This window comes from Buttiauxella gaviniae ATCC 51604, from assembly GCF_001654835.1.
Classification (GTDB): Bacteria; Pseudomonadota; Gammaproteobacteria; order Enterobacterales; family Enterobacteriaceae; genus Buttiauxella; species Buttiauxella gaviniae.
Window position 1 is genome coordinate 292,912 of record NZ_LXEP01000031.1, and the last position, 18,008, is coordinate 310,919.

Sequence of the window (18,008 nt, forward strand, 5' to 3'; positions counted from 1 at the left end):
TTACTTTTCATTGCTGGCATTTCCTCGTTCCGTTGATAACCCCTGCAAAATGAAATCGATATGGCTGCGTACCACATCGCTGATTTGTTTCACGTTCTCTTTATCAAACGTTGGCCACCCGGCGCGCAGCAGAATGGTTTCTCGCCCGAGTCGAAAAGCCAGTATCTGTCCGAGCAGCGCATGGGTATGGAGAATTGTTTCAGTATCATCCGGGTGGCGCCCGGTATATCGCCCGACCAGGCATGTCAGATGCGTATGCATTGGTGCAATCACTTGGTCGTGAATCAGTTGATAAGCGGGAGTCGGCGAGAGCTGTTCGCGGGAAATAAACTTGCTGAGGTTTAGTGTTTCATCGGCGGTCAGCAGGACAATCATATGTTCGCAAGCTGTATGAATGAGCTCGCGAATTTGTGATTTATCGGGTTGTGGCTGGTTGAGAATAGCCTCGGCGCGTTCGACATGAGGCTTGAAATTTTGCGTGATAAAATCGGCTATCCATTGCGCGGATGCCATATACAGCTCTTCTTTTGAACCAAAATAGTAGGTGATGGCGGCAATGTTTTGCCCGGCAAGGGCGGCAATATCGCGAGTGGTGGCGTGTAGACCATACTCACCAAACTGGGCGATAGCGGAAGCAATCAGCGTATTTTTTGCGTGCTCGCCGCGGGAAGTTGCAGGCGTCGGTGTTGCATTCATACCGACCTCTTAAGAAGTTAATCAATCGATTGATTAAGAGTAGGCGCGTGATACCCAAGTGTCCAGTTCCCAACAATTATCTTGTGAATGCGTCGAAAAATAGAATTTGTGCGCAAAGTCACAAAACCTGTTACACTGCGCGGCTTACGGCACCGTGGTTTGTGCCCCTCTCTCGCGCCAGAATGACTGGCGTCATATGAACCCCTGGAAACTACACCGCACCTCGCGGTCAGGGCGATTCTGGAGTACCTATGTCTTTTGATTCTCTCGGCCTGAACGCCGATATTCTGCGTGCAGTGGAAGAGCAGGGCTATCGTGAGCCTACCCCTATTCAACGCCAGGCGATCCCGGTCGTCTTAGCAGGTCGTGACCTGATGGCCAGTGCCCAAACCGGCACCGGTAAAACAGCTGGCTTTACCTTGCCGCTCTTGCAGCGCCTGGTCGACAATCAGCCGCATGCCAAAGGTCGTCGCCCGGTTCGTGCGCTCATCCTGACGCCAACTCGTGAGCTTGCCGCTCAGATTGGCGAAAACGTGAGTGACTACAGCAAGTATTTAGATATCCGTTCGCTGGTGGTTTTCGGCGGCGTGAGCATTAACCCGCAGATGATGAAACTGCGCAGCGGTGTAGATGTACTGGTGGCAACACCTGGCCGTCTGTTAGATCTGGAACACCAGAACGCTGTGAAACTCGATCAGGTAGAAATCCTGGTGCTGGATGAAGCTGACCGCATGCTGGACATGGGCTTTATCCACGATATCCGTCGTGTGCTGGCTAAATTGCCTGCGCGTCGCCAGAACTTGCTGTTCTCCGCGACCTTCTCTGATGAGATTAAGGGCCTTGCTGAAAAGCTGCTGCATAATCCAGAAGAAGTGTCCGTTGCGCGTCGTAACACCGCATCCGAGCAAGTGACTCAACACGTTCATTTCGTTGATAAGAAACGTAAAAGAGAACTGCTGTCTCAGATGATTGGTGAAGGTAACTGGCAGCAAGTGCTGGTGTTTACCCGTACCAAACATGGTGCAAACCACCTGGCAGAACAGCTGGGCAAAGACGGTATCACCGCTGCGGCTATTCACGGTAATAAGAGCCAGGGCGCGCGTACACGTGCATTGGCTGACTTCAAAAACGGTGGCATTCGTGTGCTGGTGGCAACTGACATTGCCGCGCGTGGTCTTGATATCGAAGAACTGCCACATGTTGTGAACTACGAACTGCCAAACGTACCGGAAGATTACGTGCACCGTATTGGCCGTACTGGCCGTGCAGCAGCAACGGGTGAAGCGCTGTCTCTGGTTTGTGTTGATGAACACAAACTGTTGCGTGATATCGAACGCGTGCTTAAACGTGAAGTTCCGCGTATGGCGCTGCCAGGTTATGAAGTTGACCCATCAATTCCTGCTGAGCCGATTGTTAACGGTCGCCAGCAGCAACGTGGTGGCGGTCGTGGCAACGGCGGTGGTCAGGGCCAGGGGCAACGTCGTGGTGGCAATGGTGGCGCATCTTCTGAGCGCAGCAATGCACCGCGTCGTCCATCTCGCCCACAAGGTGATGGTGCTGCGAAACCGGCTGGGGCGAACGCTCGTCGTCGTCCGGCGCGTAAGCCTGCATCCGCATAATTAATTAGGCTTTGCCAACTCAAACAGAGGCGCTAACATAGCGCCTCTTTTTTTACCGGAAAAACGCTATGCGTGTACTGCTTGCGCCAATGGAAGGGGTTCTCGACTCGTTGGTTCGTGAACTGCTGACAGAGGTCAATGACTACGACTTGTGTATCACCGAGTTCTTGCGTGTGGTCGACCAGCTTTTGCCGGCAAAATCCTTCCATAAACTTTGCCCGGAACTTCATCAGTCGAGCCGTACATCATCCGGTACGTTAGTGCGTATTCAACTCCTGGGGCAACATCCACAATGGCTGGCTGAAAACGCTGCGCGTGCGGTGGAGCTAGGTTCCTGGGGTGTTGATCTTAACTGCGGCTGCCCATCCAAACTGGTGAATGGTAGCGGCGGCGGTGCCACACTGCTCAAAGACCCCGATCTGATTTACCGTGGTGCGAAAGCGATGCGTGAGGCCGTGCCTGCGCACCTACCCGTAACCGTTAAGATTCGACTCGGATGGGACAGCGATGCGCGGCAGTTTGAAATTGCTGATGCGGTGCAGCAGGCCGGTGCTACTGAACTTGTTGTTCACGGACGTACCAAAGAGGATGGCTACAAAGCTGAGCGTATTAACTGGGCAGCAATTGGTGAAATCCGCAAACGGTTATCGATTCCGGTGATTGCCAACGGTGAAATCTGGGATTGGCAAAGTGCGCAGGATTGTATGGCGGCAACGGGCTGTGATGCAGTGATGATCGGCCGCGGCGCGTTAAATATCCCCAATTTAAGCCGCGTGATTAAATACAACGAGCCGCGTATGCCATGGCCGAATGTAGTCAAACTTCTGCAAAAATATAGCCAGCTCGAAAAGCAGGGCGATACCGGTATGTATCACGTTGCGCGCATCAAGCAGTGGCTGGGGTATTTGCGTAAAGAATATGTTGAAGCGACGGATGTTTTTGCTGAAATTCGCACATTGAAAACATCGAAAGATATTGCATCATCTATTCAACGGCTTTGATTTGTATTTGAAGTATCCAGCATAATTGTGACTAGCATTGCAGACCCTGGAAAACGAAATGTTTATGGCATTAACGCTTTGGTGTCATCACCAGAATTAATCGGCTAATAAGGTTTAAAGGCATTGCATTGTTCGGCATGGGTGTCGGCATCGACTATGCTCAGTTTTGTTAGACCTGAGCATAGTGCGGGTACTGTTGCATCACAAAAATGGTAGCAATGTCTACAGCACAATCTCTCGCTGAAGTTTCTGCAACGCGGATCGTTATTCATGATGATATTCCCGCTTAATTGGCATTGACCTTTAGTTCCATCAATCGGGCAAAAGTGATTGCAGTGGGTATGGTTAAGCTTGCTCATGGTTAATACCTTTATTTGCAATGAATTTTCCATGCAGAAAGATAATCAAGGGCATACAGCATGAAATTTCCTATAGCCTGGGAGAGTTGGTTAGCTCTTAGTGATGAATATAAATTAAGGGTTTTCATAATCAATAATTCCGCATATTAAAAACGGAATTATCCCGGTGCATAAAACTAATACGTTCGGCAATGAAACTTTCTGTAATAAAATTGAAATTGCGAATGACTCCATACTGCACACCCATCAACAATAATATTCTGTCACCGGTTAATATAGTTCACACCAACGCCAAAGGGTTCGGGTAAGTCATAACCTTTAACTCGCGTATTACCACCACAAATAGGTAAAAATTCAGCGGGTTTATTTGTAGAGAGTGAGTTGTAAAAAAAGTACAGGGAGAGAAATCTTACCCCAGGGATTAATATTAAAAATGCTGGATTTTTCTTTATCAATGAAAGTATTAAATAATGTTGTCATTATAATAAGGTGAAGAGAGTGATTCAGATTTATCACTATAATTATGGAGCGCATTGATATCGTAAGGATCATCAGTGTGCGGAATAACCATTTCTCCCTCGTTACTTTGGGAGGCGTTAAAGTTATTGGGTTGTTCCGCCAGAATGTTATTCGATGTCAGTAGAAGAATGACAAACAAAACAAAACTTTTCATAACCCCTCGTTCTATCTACCGCTTAAGCGATGGAATGCATTGAATGTGGTATGCGGAGGAAATACATTTCCTCTGCGCGTTCTACGTGCGCAATACGGTATCTGTGCGGTGGTACGGAAAAAAAGTTTTTGAAGGCACGCGTGAGAGATTGTTGTGATTCAAACCCATAAAGATAGGCTAAATGGATAATTGACCCATCGTTTTGTTTGAGTCTGCGGGCTATCTCCGTCAGTTTACGGTTGCGGATGTATTGGCCTAATGAATAGCCAATCTCTTTTTTAAACATCCTTTGCAAGTGCCACTTCGAATAGCCTGAACGATCTGAAACCCTTTCAATTGACATTGAAGCTTCCAGGTTCTCTTCTATCCAATCCAAAATGCAATCAATTGTCATTGCATCGTTGTTTCGTCTGGACATCACTACAACTCCAGTCAAGCTAAAAATCGCTTTTTCTATTTGATTAGCTGGCTTCTAATTTGATAGTGATATCATTACCACGCTAACCATTTGTCAATGTTATGAATGCTCTGACAAAAACAAAGCTTAAGATCTGATATACCGTGTTCCTACAGGGAGGCATTAAGCCGCGATCTTCGTCACGATTTTCAATACATTCATTTGAGTGATATTTCGAAGCTGATAGAGTGTCCCAGTTGGATTGTTACTGCTGCGGCAGGCAAAACCTGATTTTCTGGCTCCTGCCGGATGTCAGGTTTTTTTGTTTCTGGGGTACTGATGAAAATCGCCAAAATACTCAATAACAATGTAGTGGTGATTCTTGACGAACACGGACGTGAACAAGTGGTTATGGGGCGTGGCCTTGGCTTTCAGAAGCATATTGGCGACACCCTGGAAAACGACAAGATCGAGAAAGTGTTTGCCCTGAAAAGTGATGAACTGGTAGCGCGTTTAGGTGAGCTGTTAAGCCAAATCCCGCTGGAAGTGATGACTACCTGTGATCGTATTATCGAGCTTTCTCGCCAGAAGTTGGGGAAGTTACAAGATAGTCTCTACATCACGTTGACCGACCACTGCCATTTTGCCATCGAGCGGCAAAAGAAGGGGGTGGCAATCCGTAACGTGCTGCTTTGGGAAATTAAGCGCCTTTACCCTAAAGAGTTTCTGCTGGGTCAGGAAGCCGTAGAGCTGATTAGAAAACGGCTTAATGTGCAGCTCGCTGAAGATGAGGCCGGGTTTATCGCGCTGCATCTGGTCACCGCGCAGTTAAACAGCGAAATGCCCGAAGTGATGCATGTTACCCGGGTGATGCAGGAGATTTTGCAAATCGTAAAGTACCAGCTACGGTTTGAGTATGATGAAGATAGTTTGAGTTATCAGCGCTTTGTTACCCATCTTAAGTTTTTCGCCCAGCGGATGCTAAGTCGTAATGTGGTGGCAGATGATGACTTAACGCTCCATGCGGCGGTGAAAGATAATTATCCCCACGCATGGTGCTGTGCTGAAAAAATTAGCCGTCATTTGGTGAGTGAATACCAGCGCGAACTGACGACGGAAGAGATTATGTTTCTCGCTATTCACATTGAGCGAGTGCGTAAAGAGAGTCTTAAAGCTTCATAAATGCGCGTCGTGAGACGTGTGATAAAAACGGATTGTTACTGCTGCGGCAGGCAAAACCTGAGCACTGGCTTCCCTTCACGGGAGGCTGGTCTCAGGTTTTTTTTTACTCAAGACACACATGCCGAAAGGTGGAAGGAAAGCATTATGGGATATCAAGAGGTTGCCAGAGACATTCTGACCCATGTTGGTGGGCGCGAGAATATAGCAAGCCTGGTGCATTGCGCTACACGGCTGCGTTTTAAGTTAAAAGACCCGAAAAAAGCCGCAGCGGAGACGCTCAAAAAAAATCCGGGCGTCATTATGGTGGTGGAAAGCGGCGGGCAATTCCAGGTGGTGATTGGTAACCACGTCCATGATGTTTACAACGCCGTTTGTGCTGAAGCGGGGATTACGGAAGATACAGCCCAACAAGAACAGGAAACAGGTGAAAAAGTCAGTCTGCTCAGCCGATTGATTGATATTGTCTCGGCAGTTTTCACCCCTTTTATTGGTGTGATGGCGGCCTCGGGTATTCTCAAAGGCTTACTGGCTATGGCGGTGGTGTTCGGCTGGTTGGCGACCGATAGCGGTACTTACAAGCTATGGTTTGCGGCAAGTGACGCACTGTTTTATTTCTTCCCGCTGGTGCTCGGTTATACGGCAGGCAAGAAATTTGGTGGAAATCCATTTATTACCATGGCTATTGGTGGAGCGTTAACCCACCCGGTGGTGATGCAGGCATTAGATGCGGGCGCTGCGACTGAATATTTCCTCGGCATACCCATTACTTTTATTAACTACAGCTCATCGGTTATCCCCATTATTTTTGCTGCATGGGTAAGTTGTTGGGTGGAAAAGCAGGGCAATAAGTTGCTGCCTTCTGCGGTGCGTAATTTCTTTACCCCACTGTTTTGCCTCGCGATTACCGTACCGTTGACTTTCCTGTTGATTGGCCCGGCGGCAACCTGGCTTAGCCAGATGCTGGCGCATGGATATCAGGCGATTTACACCTTTGCACCCTGGCTTGCAGGTGCCGTGATGGGTGCTATCTGGCAGGTTTGCGTTATCTTCGGCCTGCACTGGGGCATGGTGCCGCTGATGATTAACAATTTATCGGTATTTGGGCACGACACACTGTTGCCGCTGCTGCTTCCGGCGATTATGGGTCAAGTTGGTGCCTGTCTCGGGGTCTTCCTGCGAACTCGTGATACACGCTTGAAAATGCTGGCAGGGTCGGCGGTGAGTGCCGGGATCTTTGGTATCACTGAACCCGCCGTTTATGGCGTCACATTACCGAATCGTCGTCCGTTTATTTTCGGATGTGTAGCAGGGGCGTTTGGTGGTGCCATCGTGGGGTTCAGCCACAGTAACGTTTATTCATTTGGCTTTGCCAATATCTTCACCATCGCGCAAATGATTCCGCCAGGCGGTATTGATGCCAGCGTGTGGGGCGCGGTAATTGGGATGGTTCTGGCGTTGGTGCTGGCTTGCGCGCTGACCTATATCGCGGGATTACCTCGCAGCGAAGCCACAGAGAATGTCGAGACGAACACGAATGAAAACGACATTCTTGCGCCAATGAGTGGCACCGTTCTGGCGATGGATCAGGTCCCTGATTCTACCTTCGCCAGTGGTTTGCTCGGTGAGGGGGCGGCAATCATTCCACTTACTGGCAAAGTTATCGCACCTTTCTATGGCGAAGTAGCTTCGTTATTCCAGACACGCCATGCCATTGGTTTACTTAGTAATAGCGGCATTGAAGTACTGATTCACATTGGTATTGATACGGTAAAACTGAATGGTCAGCACTTCACGACCCATGTGAAAGTGGGGGACAAAATTAAACCAGGCGACCTGCTCATTGAATTCGACAGACAGGCTATCCTGGATGCTGGATACGACCTGGCCACGCCGGTGATTATCAGCAATAGCGATGAATACACAGCAGTGACACGCTTAACTAATGGCCATTCAATTGATTCGGGTATGCCGTTCCTGACGGCCACTCGCTAAACAAAGGAGAAGTAGATGAAAGCATTTCCTGAGAAGTTTCTGTGGGGCGGCGCGATTGCCGCAAATCAGGTAGAAGGCGCGTGGCAGGAAGACGGGAAGGGGATTTCAACGTCCGACGTTCAGCCGCATGGTGTATTTGGTGATGTCGCCGAACGCAAACCAGGTGATTTTGGCATTAAAGACGTCGCCATTGATTTCTACCACCGCTATCCAGAGGATATCGCGCTATTCGCAGAAATGGGCTTTAGCTGCCTGCGCGTCTCTATTGCCTGGACGCGTATTTTCCCGCAAGGGGACGAAACTCAGCCAAATGAAGCGGGCCTTGCCTATTACGACCGTTTGTTTGATGAATTGGCAAAACATAACATCACGCCAATGGTGACGCTGTCCCACTATGAAATGCCGTGGGGCCTGGTGAAAAATTATGGCGGTTGGGGCAATCGTGAAGTCATCACATTCTTTGAGCGTTACGCCCGTACCGTGTTCACGCGTTATAAAAACAAAGTGAAACTGTGGCTGACGTTTAACGAAATCAACATGTCACTGCATGCGCCAATGACGGGTGTTGGGCTAAGTGAAAGCAGCAGCAAAGCAGAAATTTACCAGGCGATTCACCATCAACTGGTTGCCAGTGCGTTGGCCGTGAAAGCCTGCCACGAAATCATTCCTGATGCGCGTATCGGTAACATGCTGCTTGGTGGCCTGGTTTATCCACTGAGCTGTAAGCCAGAAGACGTGCTGGAAACCATGCAGGAAAACCGCAACTGGTTGTTCTTTGGTGATGTGCAGTGCCGGGGGGAGTACCCGGGCTATATGCTGCGTTACTTCCGTGATAACGGCATTAAGCTTGAGATCTCAGATAGCGACCGCGAAGCGCTGAAAACCACAATCGACTTTATTTCGTTCAGCTATTACATGACGGGTTGTGTCACTTCTGATGAAGCTCTGAATGAGAAGGCGCGTGGCAATATCCTCAACATGGTGCCAAACCCGCACCTGCCGAGTTCTGAGTGGGGCTGGCAAATTGACCCAGTTGGCCTACGTATATTGCTCAACAAGCTGTGGGATCGTTATCAGAAACCGCTGTTTATTGTTGAAAACGGCCTCGGTGCTAAAGACAAACTCGAAGCCGATGGCACAGTGCATGACGACTACCGCATTAGCTACCTCAACGACCATCTGGTGCAGGTGCGTGAAGCAATTGAAGATGGCGTGGAAGTGCTGGGCTACACCTGTTGGGGCCCAATTGACCTGGTGAGCGCATCGAAAGCCGAGTTATCTAAGCGCTATGGCTTTATCTATGTCGATCGCGACGACCAGGGCAACGGTACCCTTGAGCGCCGCCGTAAGAAAAGCTTCAACTGGTATAAAGAAGTGATTGCCAGTAATGGGGCAAGTCTGAAGTAGGCCGGATAAGCTAGTGCCATCCGACATTTGGCGGATGGCACTTATTTTAAATAAGCTTAACCTACCAGGCGCTTAATAAACCCACGAACCCACATCAGCGCCGCGTCACTGTTATGGCGCTGATGCCATAGCAATGCCACATCAAACGGGGCCATCTCCAACGGAACTGGGCTGCTGCATAATCCCCATGTTTTCTGCCAACTATCACAAAGCCCCTGCGGCACGGTCGCAAGCACAGGCATCATGCTTAACAAACCCGGTAATGCGGAGAAATGTGGCGTGGTGTAGCTAATTTCACGTTTTAGACCCTGCCTGGCTAACAATGTGTCGATGTGGCTACTGGAGGCTTCACGGTAACTCACCAGAACATGTTGCTGCGCGGCATATGTCTCAGCGCTTAGCGGTTCCTCAAGCTGTAGCTGAGTGGGATTCCAGAGAGTGACAAACTCCATTGCACTCAACTGTTCACGCTCCATCCAGCGCGCTGATTGATTCGCCACGCTGATGATCATATCCACTTCGCCACCTTCCAGACGCTGTGCATCAGTGAAAGGATCGCTTGCCACCACGTTAAGGCGCACACCCGGGGCATGCTCGCGCAACGCAGGAACCAGTTGCGGCATCAGCCACATCTCTACCCAATCGTTCATGCCGATGGTAACGGTTGCTTTCGCATGCGCAGGGTTGAACTCTGCCTGTTGGAACAGTGCGCTCTGCAATTGCTCCAGCAATGGCATCAGCTCGGTGTGCAGTTCTGTGGCCCGTGCAGTTGGTTGCATGCGATGCCCGCTACGAATAAATAGTGGGTCGTCAAACATCTCACGTAGACGAGCGAGCGAGCCGCTCACCGCAGGCTGCCCCAGGTGCAGCTTATCAGCCGCCAGCGAGACACTTTGTTCGCGAAATAAAACCGCGAAGGCAATCAGCAGGTTGAGGTCAATTTTGCGAAAATCACTTTCTTTGATAGTCATTATTTCTCCAATCAATTGGAGTGATAATAATGCTTCGCCACCAGAGTTCGCAAGTGCGGGGGATTTAAATCGAAGGAAGGGATAAGCAAAGGGGTGCCACCATGGTGGCACCCGCAGATATCAGAAAATCATTTTAAACACGCCAGTCACTACCAGTAAGCCAATAATAAAGATAATCAAAACTGCCCATAGAATAATTTTCATCAATGCTTCCTATTTTATGACTAGTGTTTAAAGAGTATAGGCAAGGATGGAAAACGCGGGGGGAGCGACCTCCCCTTGAGCGGAAAATGAGAATAGTTGAAGGCAATTAGATAAGTGGTTTACGCGCCGCCAGCAGAAAAATCATCGGGCGCTCTTTTTCTTCATCAAGCGCTGGGTTTTGCGCGATTTGCTCGGCACTCGGGCCCCACTCATCAAGTTTCTCGATGACAAACCCACTAGCAATGAGTGCGTTTATCCAGCTCGAAAGTTTGCGATGCTGCTTTTTAACACCGTCGGCAAACCAGTTACTAATGCGCTCGCCTTCTTGCTGATAGTGATTCACCGGCCAGGATTTTTGCCCGGTCTGGTCAGCCAGCCAACCCTGTTGCATTGGTGCGGTATAAATTGGATGTTCTGCTGAAAACACCAGCATGCCACCGGGCACCAGCGCCTGATGAAGCGTTGCAAACAGCGCGTCTATATTTTCCAGGTAATGCAGGGCAAGTGAGCTGTAAAACAGATCGACACTTTGTGGCTCAAGCTGCAACTGTTCGAGATCTTCACGGCGATACACAATACCTTCGCCAGTTGTCATCTCCCGAGCCTTCTCCAGCATTTTTACGGAGACATCCAGCCCCAGTACTTTTGCGGCACCCTGGTCATGTGCGTAACGGCAAAACCAGCCGTAACCGCAACCTAAATCGACCACCGATTTGCTTTGCAGTTCAGGTAACAGTATTTGCATTGCTGCCCATTCAGGTGCGCCATCCAAACCTTTAATCGAGCGTTCGAGCGTGGCGTATCCTTCAAAAAATGCCGGGTTATCATAGATATTTTGTGTCATTGCAACTCCTGTTCGCAAAGCCGTGATTGGCAGGCTATCAGCAGGTAGAAGTCTGCGTTGCTGAGCTGATAGTGAGACATTGGACTGCTCAAATTATATCTTTAGAAAATCCATGCCTCTGGCTGTAATTTCATTCTTTCTGTGACCATAACCAGAATAGCAAAGCTGCCGCACTGATTCCTGCACCTAACGCGCATACTGCGTACCAACCCCAAAGTGAGTAAAACTGGGTTGAGGCGATGGCGCCCAGTGCGCTGCCCAAAGAATAAAAGCACATATAGGCCCCGACCAGGCTGCTGTGTGCATTAGGTATTGCGGAAAATATAAGACTCTGGTTTGTCACATGTACCGCTTGTACGGCGAAATCCAGAACTATGACACCAACAATTAGTAACAGGAGGGATCTTTCGGCGAATGCAATGGGTAACCAGGAAAGCAGCAATAAGATCAGTGATAACCCCGTAGTACGTTGTCCCATGCCCCGATCGGCCCACTTCCCGGCTTTTGACGCAGCTAATGCCCCAGCAATACCTGCCAGGCCAAACATACCTATTTGAGTATGTGAGAGCGATTGCGCGCTTAGCGGTAATACCATGGATGTCCACAATACGCTGAAAGCGGCAAAAATAAGCAGGGCAAATATCCCTCTGGCTCTTAGCGTTGGTTCAGTTATAAAAAGCATAAATACTGACTTTATCAGCACCCAATAAGAACTCTTAACCCGTGGCTGTGGCAAGGAGGGGATTGCTTTGTAAAGTACACCAGCCATCATTAGCATGAGGCAGGCAGAGCTCAAATACACGGCTCGCCACCCAGCAAGGTCGGCAATGACACCTGATGTAAAACGAGCCAGGAGAATGCCCAGTACCACGCCACTTGTCACAGTACCGACGGCTTTTCCTCTCTGATGTGCTGCCGCCAGCGAAGCCGTATAGACCACGACTATCTGAACGACCACTGCCATTAGTCCGACAAAAACCATCGCCCCCAGAAATGTTGCCCAGTTTTGAGAGAAACCAGCAATGAATAATGCTGTCGCTAAAAGCACCATCTGGGTAATGACGAGATATTTACGATTAACGATATCGCCAAGGGGAACGATAAAAAGTAGGCCAGCCCCATATCCGACCTGAGTCATTGTCACAACCATACCGATCGCAGCTGACTGTACGCTGAAACTTTTTGCCATAGATTCGAGGAGAGGCTGCGCAAAATAAACATTCGCGACGGCAAGCGCAGACGTCAATGAAAAGAGAAATGTTAGAGCTGGTGTTAACAAAGGAGCAGCCAGCGCGTGATTTTGACTATTATTTTTTGTTTTAGAAACAGTACTGCCAGCTGTTATTTCTTTTTTAATGACTGATACGACTGGTTTCATATTCATAGCTAGTTCCCAGTGACATTGTAGTTGCTTTTAGCAACCAGATTATTTGTTTTTATCAGTGGTGGTTTTATTTTGCAACCAGTTTATTATGCGATTATGCTCTCGAAATATAAGTACGCGATTAAAAGGAAGCTCAAATGGCTAAACAGGAATCACTCACAGGCAGCGAATGCCCTGTCGCAAGGACTTTAGAGGCGATTGGCGAGCGATGGTGTTTGATGATAATTCGCGAGGCATTTGACGATGTTCGCCGGTTCAGCGAGTTTCAGAAAAACCTGGGTCTGGCAAAAAATATTCTGGCTGCACGGTTGAAGCAGTTGGTCGAACTTGGGGTGCTTGAGATACGTCCAGCTTCAGACGGTAGTGCCTATAAAGAATATGTGCTCACAGAATGCGGACGTTCCGTCTTTCCTATCGTTGTCGCTATGCGCCAGTGGGGCGAGCGTTACATGTTCGAAAAAGGAGAGACGCACTCTGTGTTGCTGGATAACGAGCTTGAGCAGACCATTTTGCCACTAGAAGTACGTTCCGCTCGGGGGAAAAAACTTGAGGCGGGAGACTGCCACAGACGCCTGGTGGTCAAAACCGCAGACAGCGCATAAAGAAGATGTAGTAACTATAATTATATTTAGCATGGTAATAATAAGTGACATAAATCAATTTCAAATTGTATCCCTTATTAACCTTATGTGTATTGCCACTGATACCTAAACTTTTCATTCCCGGAATACGTAACCTGAGCCCTTTCTATTACTCTGTGGCTAATTATGACTTCCTCACGTTTCCCTCTCGCGGCGACTGGCGTCGCGTTAATGCTCGTTTTGTCTGGCTGCGCGCCAATGCATGATGACGATGCACCTCTCGCTCAAAAAACTCCTCCACAACAGCTAGATACCAAACTTCCGCCTGAGTTGGCTCACGGCTGGCCGGGCAGCGATTGGTGGCGTGGTTACCACGATAGCCAGATAGACAGTTTGGTAGAACGCTCACTCAAAGACTCACCAGACCTCGCCGTCGTGCAACAGCGCATTAAACTTGCCCAGGCTCAGACGCAAATGCAGGAGGCAAGCGACGGGCCGCAGATGGATTTCTCAGCCAACATTGAGCGCCAGAAAATGTCTCAGGAGGGGGTGATGGGGCCATTTGCCCTGACTGATCCCGCCGCGGGTACTACAGGCCCGTACTACACCAACGGTAACTTTGGGTTGACCGCCAGTTGGGATCTGGACTTGTGGGGTAAGAACCGCTCGGAAGTGGAAGCTAAAGTGGGGGTTATGAGGGCGAAACAGGCGGAACTGGCCCAGGCGAAACAGGTTATTTCGGCAAATGTCGTGCGTTTGTATTGGGATATGCAGACCCTGTTGGCATTAAAAGATGTGAAACAACAAACGCTTGCTGCGCAGAAGAAGATAGTAGATGTAGAAACAAGTCTGTATGCCGAAGGGATTAACTCACCTGTGGACGGCGTAGAACCCAATATCGATTTTGTGAAAACTCAGCAGCAGATTGATGAAATAGATGGGCGTCTCAACATGGCTAAAGCGCAGCTCGCCGCAATTACTGGTGATACCCATGCCGCATCAAATATTAAACGTGTATCGTTGCCGAGCGTGAAAAGCCAGGTACCTGATCACATGGGTTATGAATTGTTAGCACGTCGCCCAGATCTTCAGGAGGCGCACTGGTACATCGAATCCTCACTGAGTAGTGTTGATGCCGCAAAAGCCGCTTTCTACCCGGATGTAAACCTGAGTGCCTTCTTGCAAAATGATGCTCTGCACTTGAGTGATTTGTTCCGCGGTTCCGCTCAGCAAATGGGTGTGATAGGGGGCTTTACGCTGCCAATCTTCGACAGCGGCCGTCTCAATGCCAACCTCGATATTGTGCGCGCGGAAAGTAATTTGTCGATTGCCAGCTACAACAAAGCTGTTGTTGGAGCGGTAAACGATGTGGAGAAAGCAGCCAGCCAATTAAATGCTATTGCAGCTGAAAACCAGCATCAGGTTACCGTTTTGCAAGACACGCAAAAACTCAAGACGCTAGCTCAAGCTCGTTATAAAGCCGGTATTATTTCCGGTGCGAAGATGAGTGCCGCGTTGCTTCCAGACCTCTCCGAGCAGGCCAAAGCCATACAACTCCACGGCCAGTGGCTGAACGCTGATGTGCAGTTAGTCTCTGCATTAGGTGGTGGTTATCGAGCAGGAAAAGCGTAACGAACACAGATTTTTCACCACCTCCTATAATTACGTACAGGTCAAAAAGTAGTCTGGAGGTGGTGATGTCTGGGGCTAATAAAGTCGTTATCGTCACGGCGTCGGATTCAGGAATTGGCAAAAAATGCGCGTTGCTTCTCGCGCAGCAGGGCTATGACGTGGGTATTACCTGGCATTCCGATGAACAAGGTGCGCAAGAAACAGCAGACCAGGTCAGAGGTTTCGGGCAACGAGCCGAAACGGTGCAGCTTGATTTAGCCAACCTCCCGCACGGAGCCGCAGGTATTGATGAGCTGATTAGCCGCTTCGGACGTGTCGACGCGCTGGTGAATAATGCGGGAGCGATGAGCAAAAATCCTTTCCTTGATGTCACTCTCGAAGAGTGGCGTAAGCTTTTTACTGTCGATGTAGACGGCGCATTTCTCTGCTCGCAAAAAGTGGCACGGGCGATGATTTCGCAAGGTGAGGGTGGGCGAATCGTGAATATCACCTCTGTTCACGAGCACACGCCGCTTCCTGAAGCCTGCGCGTACACGGCGGCAAAACATGCGTTGGGTGGGTTAACTAAATCAATGGCAATGGAGCTGGTGCACCATAACATTCTGGTCAATGCCGTGGCGCCCGGGGCTGTCGCCACGCCGATGAACGACATGAAAGAAGGCGACGGCGCGGGGAGCAAAATCCCGGAAATCCCGCTGGGGCGAGCGGGGGATACCGAAGAAATCGCCAGCCTTGTCGCGTGGCTTTGTTCAGAAAGTGCCAGCTACACGACCGGGCAATCGTTTATCGTCGACGGTGGTTTTATGTTTGCCAACCCGCATTTTAAACCGAAAGGTTAGTCTTGCTGTTTATTCTCGCGGTGTTTAAACCACAATCGCACCAGCCACACTAAGGCGACCACGCCGAGCAGCCAAATCCAGTGCTTAATATGTTGGTCCAGGTTATGCAGCCATGGGCCAACAACTTCACCGCCCACGTAACCCAGGGTGGTGAAAAGCGTTGCCCAAATTAATGCGCCAACAATATTAAGAGGCAGGAAAATTTTCGGGGGAAGGCGGCTGGCTCCGATTAAAATCGGCCCAATCACACGAAAACCGTACATAAAGCGCGAACCTATCACAAACCAGTAAGGGTGGCGGTTAATCAGCTTCTGCGCCTTAGTGATTTTCTTCTGATGCTTTTTAAAACGCTGTGAAATTGAGCCACCAAAACGCCTGCCAACCAGATACAGCAGTTGATCACCAATCATGCCGCCGAGTGCGACAGACAGCACCACAAGTGGGAATTTGAGCAGCCCCTGGTGTGCTACAACACCGCCTAGCAGCGTAATTGTTTCCCCTTCCGCCATGCTACCCACAACCAGTGCGGCATAGCCGTAATGCTCAATCAGATTATTAATATCCACAATGATGAATCTAACTCCTTGTTCTTTTACAACATCAGTATATACCCGTCATACTTCAAGTTGCAGGTGCGTTGGTATTACTCGGCCCGTCCCAGGGCCTCGCCCCTTTGGGGCCGCAGCAAGCTGCGTTCAAATCTGCTCCCGGCAGATTTGTCTTTGCTCACCCCAGTCACTTACTGGAGTAAGCTCCCGGGGATTAATGAGAGACTCCTGTCTCTCACCGGAGGCCAGCCTTTGGCTGGTCAAATTCGTTCCCGACGAATTTGTCACTGCGTCGCCGCCTTCCTGCAACTCGAATTATTTTGGGTATAGCGGTTGTTACGACACTTCTGTGTGCTTTCTCGCTTATTGCTGCTCAGATCGGAAATTTACCGACTTTTGTTTTAGCCAACGCTCGCCTAAAGAAAGCATAACAATCAATACAAACCCCGTTCCGCTGAATAAATACAGTGAATAAACCACGCCAAAATACTGCGCACAGTAACCTGCACCTATGGAAACCAATGCCGTTACCATCATTTGTAACCGGTAACTTTTTGCCATTGCGGCCGAGATATGAACCTCATCAAACTTCTTCAGGATGGTATAAATCGCCAATGAAAACACCACGTTTGAGAACAGGTGAGCCATAAAAATGAACGCCAGCGCCAGATATTTTGACGGTGAAAAGGGGACTAAACCGTAGCAGGTGATAAAGGCGAACAGACAACTGACCATCAGCACATTACTGTTACTTTTTTTCTCAAATTTCTCAGGATTTAAGATTAATGGGCCCGCTAACTGCCCGAGACTACGGGCGAAAAGTAACGCCAGTGCCATGCTTTGCGCTTCAGAACCTGAAAATGTTGGTGGAACCAGTGCGGGTAGCAGTGCCATGGCAGGGGCTGCAGCTAACGCCAGCAGGGGTAAAAGTAAAATCCCACGCCGCTGTACGCCTGACAATGTTCGCCAATTAATCTGCGCTTGTGAGGGGGAAACTTTAATGAAGGTTTTAGCGAAACGTGACTGCGACAATCTTAATAATATTAGTGCGATGACAAAGCTTGAAGCATCGAGAACCAGCAGTGACATTACGCTGATATGCCCTAGCAGCAACAGACCCAGGCAAACGCCAAAAATCACATAGCAGGCGAAAATGATGGTTTCGAGTGTGGTGGCAACCGGCAGTTCTTTCTCGGTCAGTCCCGTTTTAAAAATCTTACTGATTGCCGGGAATGTCATCCCGATAGTGAATGCTGAGGCGGTCTGAGCAATGAGAAACATCGGAATAGAACCCGTCATTACAGCGCTGAGTGGCGCGAGAAGACCTAGCATACCCAAACATTCCCCCACTATCAGAATCTTGAAGGGGTTTGCACTTTGGCAGTAGCGCTCGCCTATTTTGCTGCCAATTAAACCAGGAACGGTAGAAAGAACGTAGGCGAGGGCTAGTGAGGTTGTCGGTGCCGCCAGGCGAATGAGTTCGCTAAAAATGACGATGTAGGTTATGCCATTTCCGATAGATGAAACAACAAAAGAGAACCCAAGAAGTAGTAGCCACGGTTTGTCAGCCAGGGCCTGGTATAGTGCTTTTAGCATGATTGTTTCCGTAATAATCCAATAAGTGCACATTTCTCAACAGAGGTGAGAAATGACAAAGTCATCGTGTAGATACAGGCTTA

At 49.2% G+C, this 18,008-nt stretch carries 18 protein-coding genes; 8 read left to right on the top strand and 10 right to left on the bottom strand.

The genetic code is table 11. The annotated features are described in order from the left end of the window. Positions 1-696 carry a transcriptional regulator CecR gene (gene cecR / locus M977_RS17190; RefSeq protein ID WP_064517251.1) on the bottom strand — a complete coding sequence of 232 codons (696 nt, stop codon included), beginning with the start codon at positions 694-696 and terminating at the stop codon, positions 1-3. 251 nt (positions 697-947) lie between these two features. Here cecR and rhlE point away from each other — a divergent pair, with 251 nt between their 5' ends. Further along, positions 948-2,315, top strand: a complete 1,368-nt coding sequence (gene rhlE, locus M977_RS17195; protein WP_064517254.1) for an ATP-dependent RNA helicase RhlE — start codon at positions 948-950, stop codon at positions 2,313-2,315. Between the two features lie 68 nt (positions 2,316-2,383). After that, positions 2,384-3,316 (top strand): tRNA dihydrouridine(16) synthase DusC, encoded by a 933-nt coding sequence (dusC, locus tag M977_RS17200; RefSeq protein WP_064517257.1) that lies wholly within the window; start codon positions 2,384-2,386, stop codon positions 3,314-3,316. Between the two features lie 104 nt (positions 3,317-3,420). On the opposite strand, the gene hpdC is transcribed toward dusC, so the two are convergent. The 3 genes from hpdC to M977_RS17210 all read right to left on the bottom strand — a co-directional run bounded on the left by hpdC (position 3,421) and on the right by M977_RS17210 (position 4,766). Continuing rightward, positions 3,421-3,708, bottom strand: a complete 288-nt coding sequence (gene hpdC, locus M977_RS26140) for a 4-hydroxyphenylacetate decarboxylase small subunit (protein ID WP_134183664.1) — start codon at positions 3,706-3,708, stop codon at positions 3,421-3,423. Positions 3,709-4,138: 430 nt separating this feature from the next. Next, positions 4,139-4,348, bottom strand: a complete 210-nt coding sequence (gene marB / locus M977_RS17205) for a multiple antibiotic resistance regulatory protein MarB (protein WP_064517260.1) — start codon at positions 4,346-4,348, stop codon at positions 4,139-4,141. 22 nt (positions 4,349-4,370) lie between these two features. Beyond that, positions 4,371-4,766, bottom strand: a complete 396-nt coding sequence (locus tag M977_RS17210) for a helix-turn-helix domain-containing protein (protein ID WP_064517263.1) — start codon at positions 4,764-4,766, stop codon at positions 4,371-4,373. A 318-nt stretch (positions 4,767-5,084) separates the two neighbouring features. On the opposite strand from M977_RS17210, the gene licT reads away from it, so the two are divergent. The 3 genes from licT (at position 5,085) to M977_RS17225 (ending at position 9,326) form a co-directional block, all read left to right on the top strand. Next, entirely contained in the window at positions 5,085-5,927 is an 843-nt protein-coding gene (gene licT / locus M977_RS17215) for a BglG family transcription antiterminator LicT (protein ID WP_064517664.1), read from the top strand. A gap of 144 nt (positions 5,928-6,071) precedes the next feature. After that, complete coding sequence (gene bglF, locus M977_RS17220) at positions 6,072-7,919, top strand: PTS beta-glucoside transporter subunit IIABC (protein WP_064517266.1); 1,848 nt, start codon at positions 6,072-6,074, stop codon at positions 7,917-7,919. A gap of 15 nt (positions 7,920-7,934) precedes the next feature. Next, positions 7,935-9,326, top strand: a complete 1,392-nt coding sequence (locus M977_RS17225; RefSeq protein WP_064517269.1) for a glycoside hydrolase family 1 protein — start codon at positions 7,935-7,937, stop codon at positions 9,324-9,326. A 56-nt stretch (positions 9,327-9,382) separates the two neighbouring features. On the opposite strand, the gene M977_RS17230 is transcribed toward M977_RS17225, so the two are convergent. From M977_RS17230 to M977_RS17240, 4 genes are all read right to left on the bottom strand, one after another. Further along, positions 9,383-10,297: a LysR family transcriptional regulator gene (locus M977_RS17230; RefSeq protein WP_064517273.1), complete on the bottom strand. Its 915-nt coding sequence runs from the start codon at positions 10,295-10,297 to the stop codon at positions 9,383-9,385. 120 nt (positions 10,298-10,417) lie between these two features. Beyond that, positions 10,418-10,501: a small membrane protein YohP gene (gene yohP / locus M977_RS26010; RefSeq protein WP_072009412.1), complete on the bottom strand. Its 84-nt coding sequence runs from the start codon at positions 10,499-10,501 to the stop codon at positions 10,418-10,420. A gap of 106 nt (positions 10,502-10,607) precedes the next feature. Next, on the bottom strand, positions 10,608-11,345 hold the full coding sequence (locus tag M977_RS17235; protein ID WP_064517276.1) for a class I SAM-dependent methyltransferase: 738 nt from the start codon (positions 11,343-11,345) through the stop codon (positions 10,608-10,610). Between the two features lie 130 nt (positions 11,346-11,475). Next, entirely contained in the window at positions 11,476-12,624 is a 1,149-nt protein-coding gene (locus M977_RS17240; protein ID WP_064517666.1) for an MFS transporter, read from the bottom strand. Positions 12,625-12,866: 242 nt separating this feature from the next. Between M977_RS17240 and M977_RS17245 the strand changes: the two genes are divergently transcribed. The 3 genes from M977_RS17245 to M977_RS17255 all read left to right on the top strand — a co-directional run bounded on the left by M977_RS17245 (position 12,867) and on the right by M977_RS17255 (position 15,781). Beyond that, positions 12,867-13,331 carry a winged helix-turn-helix transcriptional regulator gene (locus M977_RS17245; RefSeq protein ID WP_064517279.1) on the top strand — a complete coding sequence of 155 codons (465 nt, stop codon included), beginning with the start codon at positions 12,867-12,869 and terminating at the stop codon, positions 13,329-13,331. 165 nt (positions 13,332-13,496) lie between these two features. Next, positions 13,497-14,942: a multidrug resistance outer membrane protein MdtQ gene (mdtQ, locus tag M977_RS17250; RefSeq protein ID WP_064517282.1), complete on the top strand. Its 1,446-nt coding sequence runs from the start codon at positions 13,497-13,499 to the stop codon at positions 14,940-14,942. 65 nt (positions 14,943-15,007) lie between these two features. Further along, complete coding sequence (locus M977_RS17255; RefSeq protein WP_064517285.1) at positions 15,008-15,781, top strand: SDR family oxidoreductase; 774 nt, start codon at positions 15,008-15,010, stop codon at positions 15,779-15,781. Here the strand turns inward: M977_RS17255 and M977_RS17260 are convergent. After that, on the bottom strand, positions 15,778-16,347 hold the full coding sequence (locus tag M977_RS17260) for a DedA family protein (protein WP_064517288.1): 570 nt from the start codon (positions 16,345-16,347) through the stop codon (positions 15,778-15,780). The genes M977_RS17255 and M977_RS17260 overlap by 4 nt on opposite strands. 345 nt (positions 16,348-16,692) lie before the next feature. Beyond that, positions 16,693-17,925 carry an MFS transporter gene (locus M977_RS25505; RefSeq protein ID WP_064517291.1) on the bottom strand — a complete coding sequence of 411 codons (1,233 nt, stop codon included), beginning with the start codon at positions 17,923-17,925 and terminating at the stop codon, positions 16,693-16,695. Between the last annotated feature and the right edge of the window lie 83 nt (positions 17,926-18,008).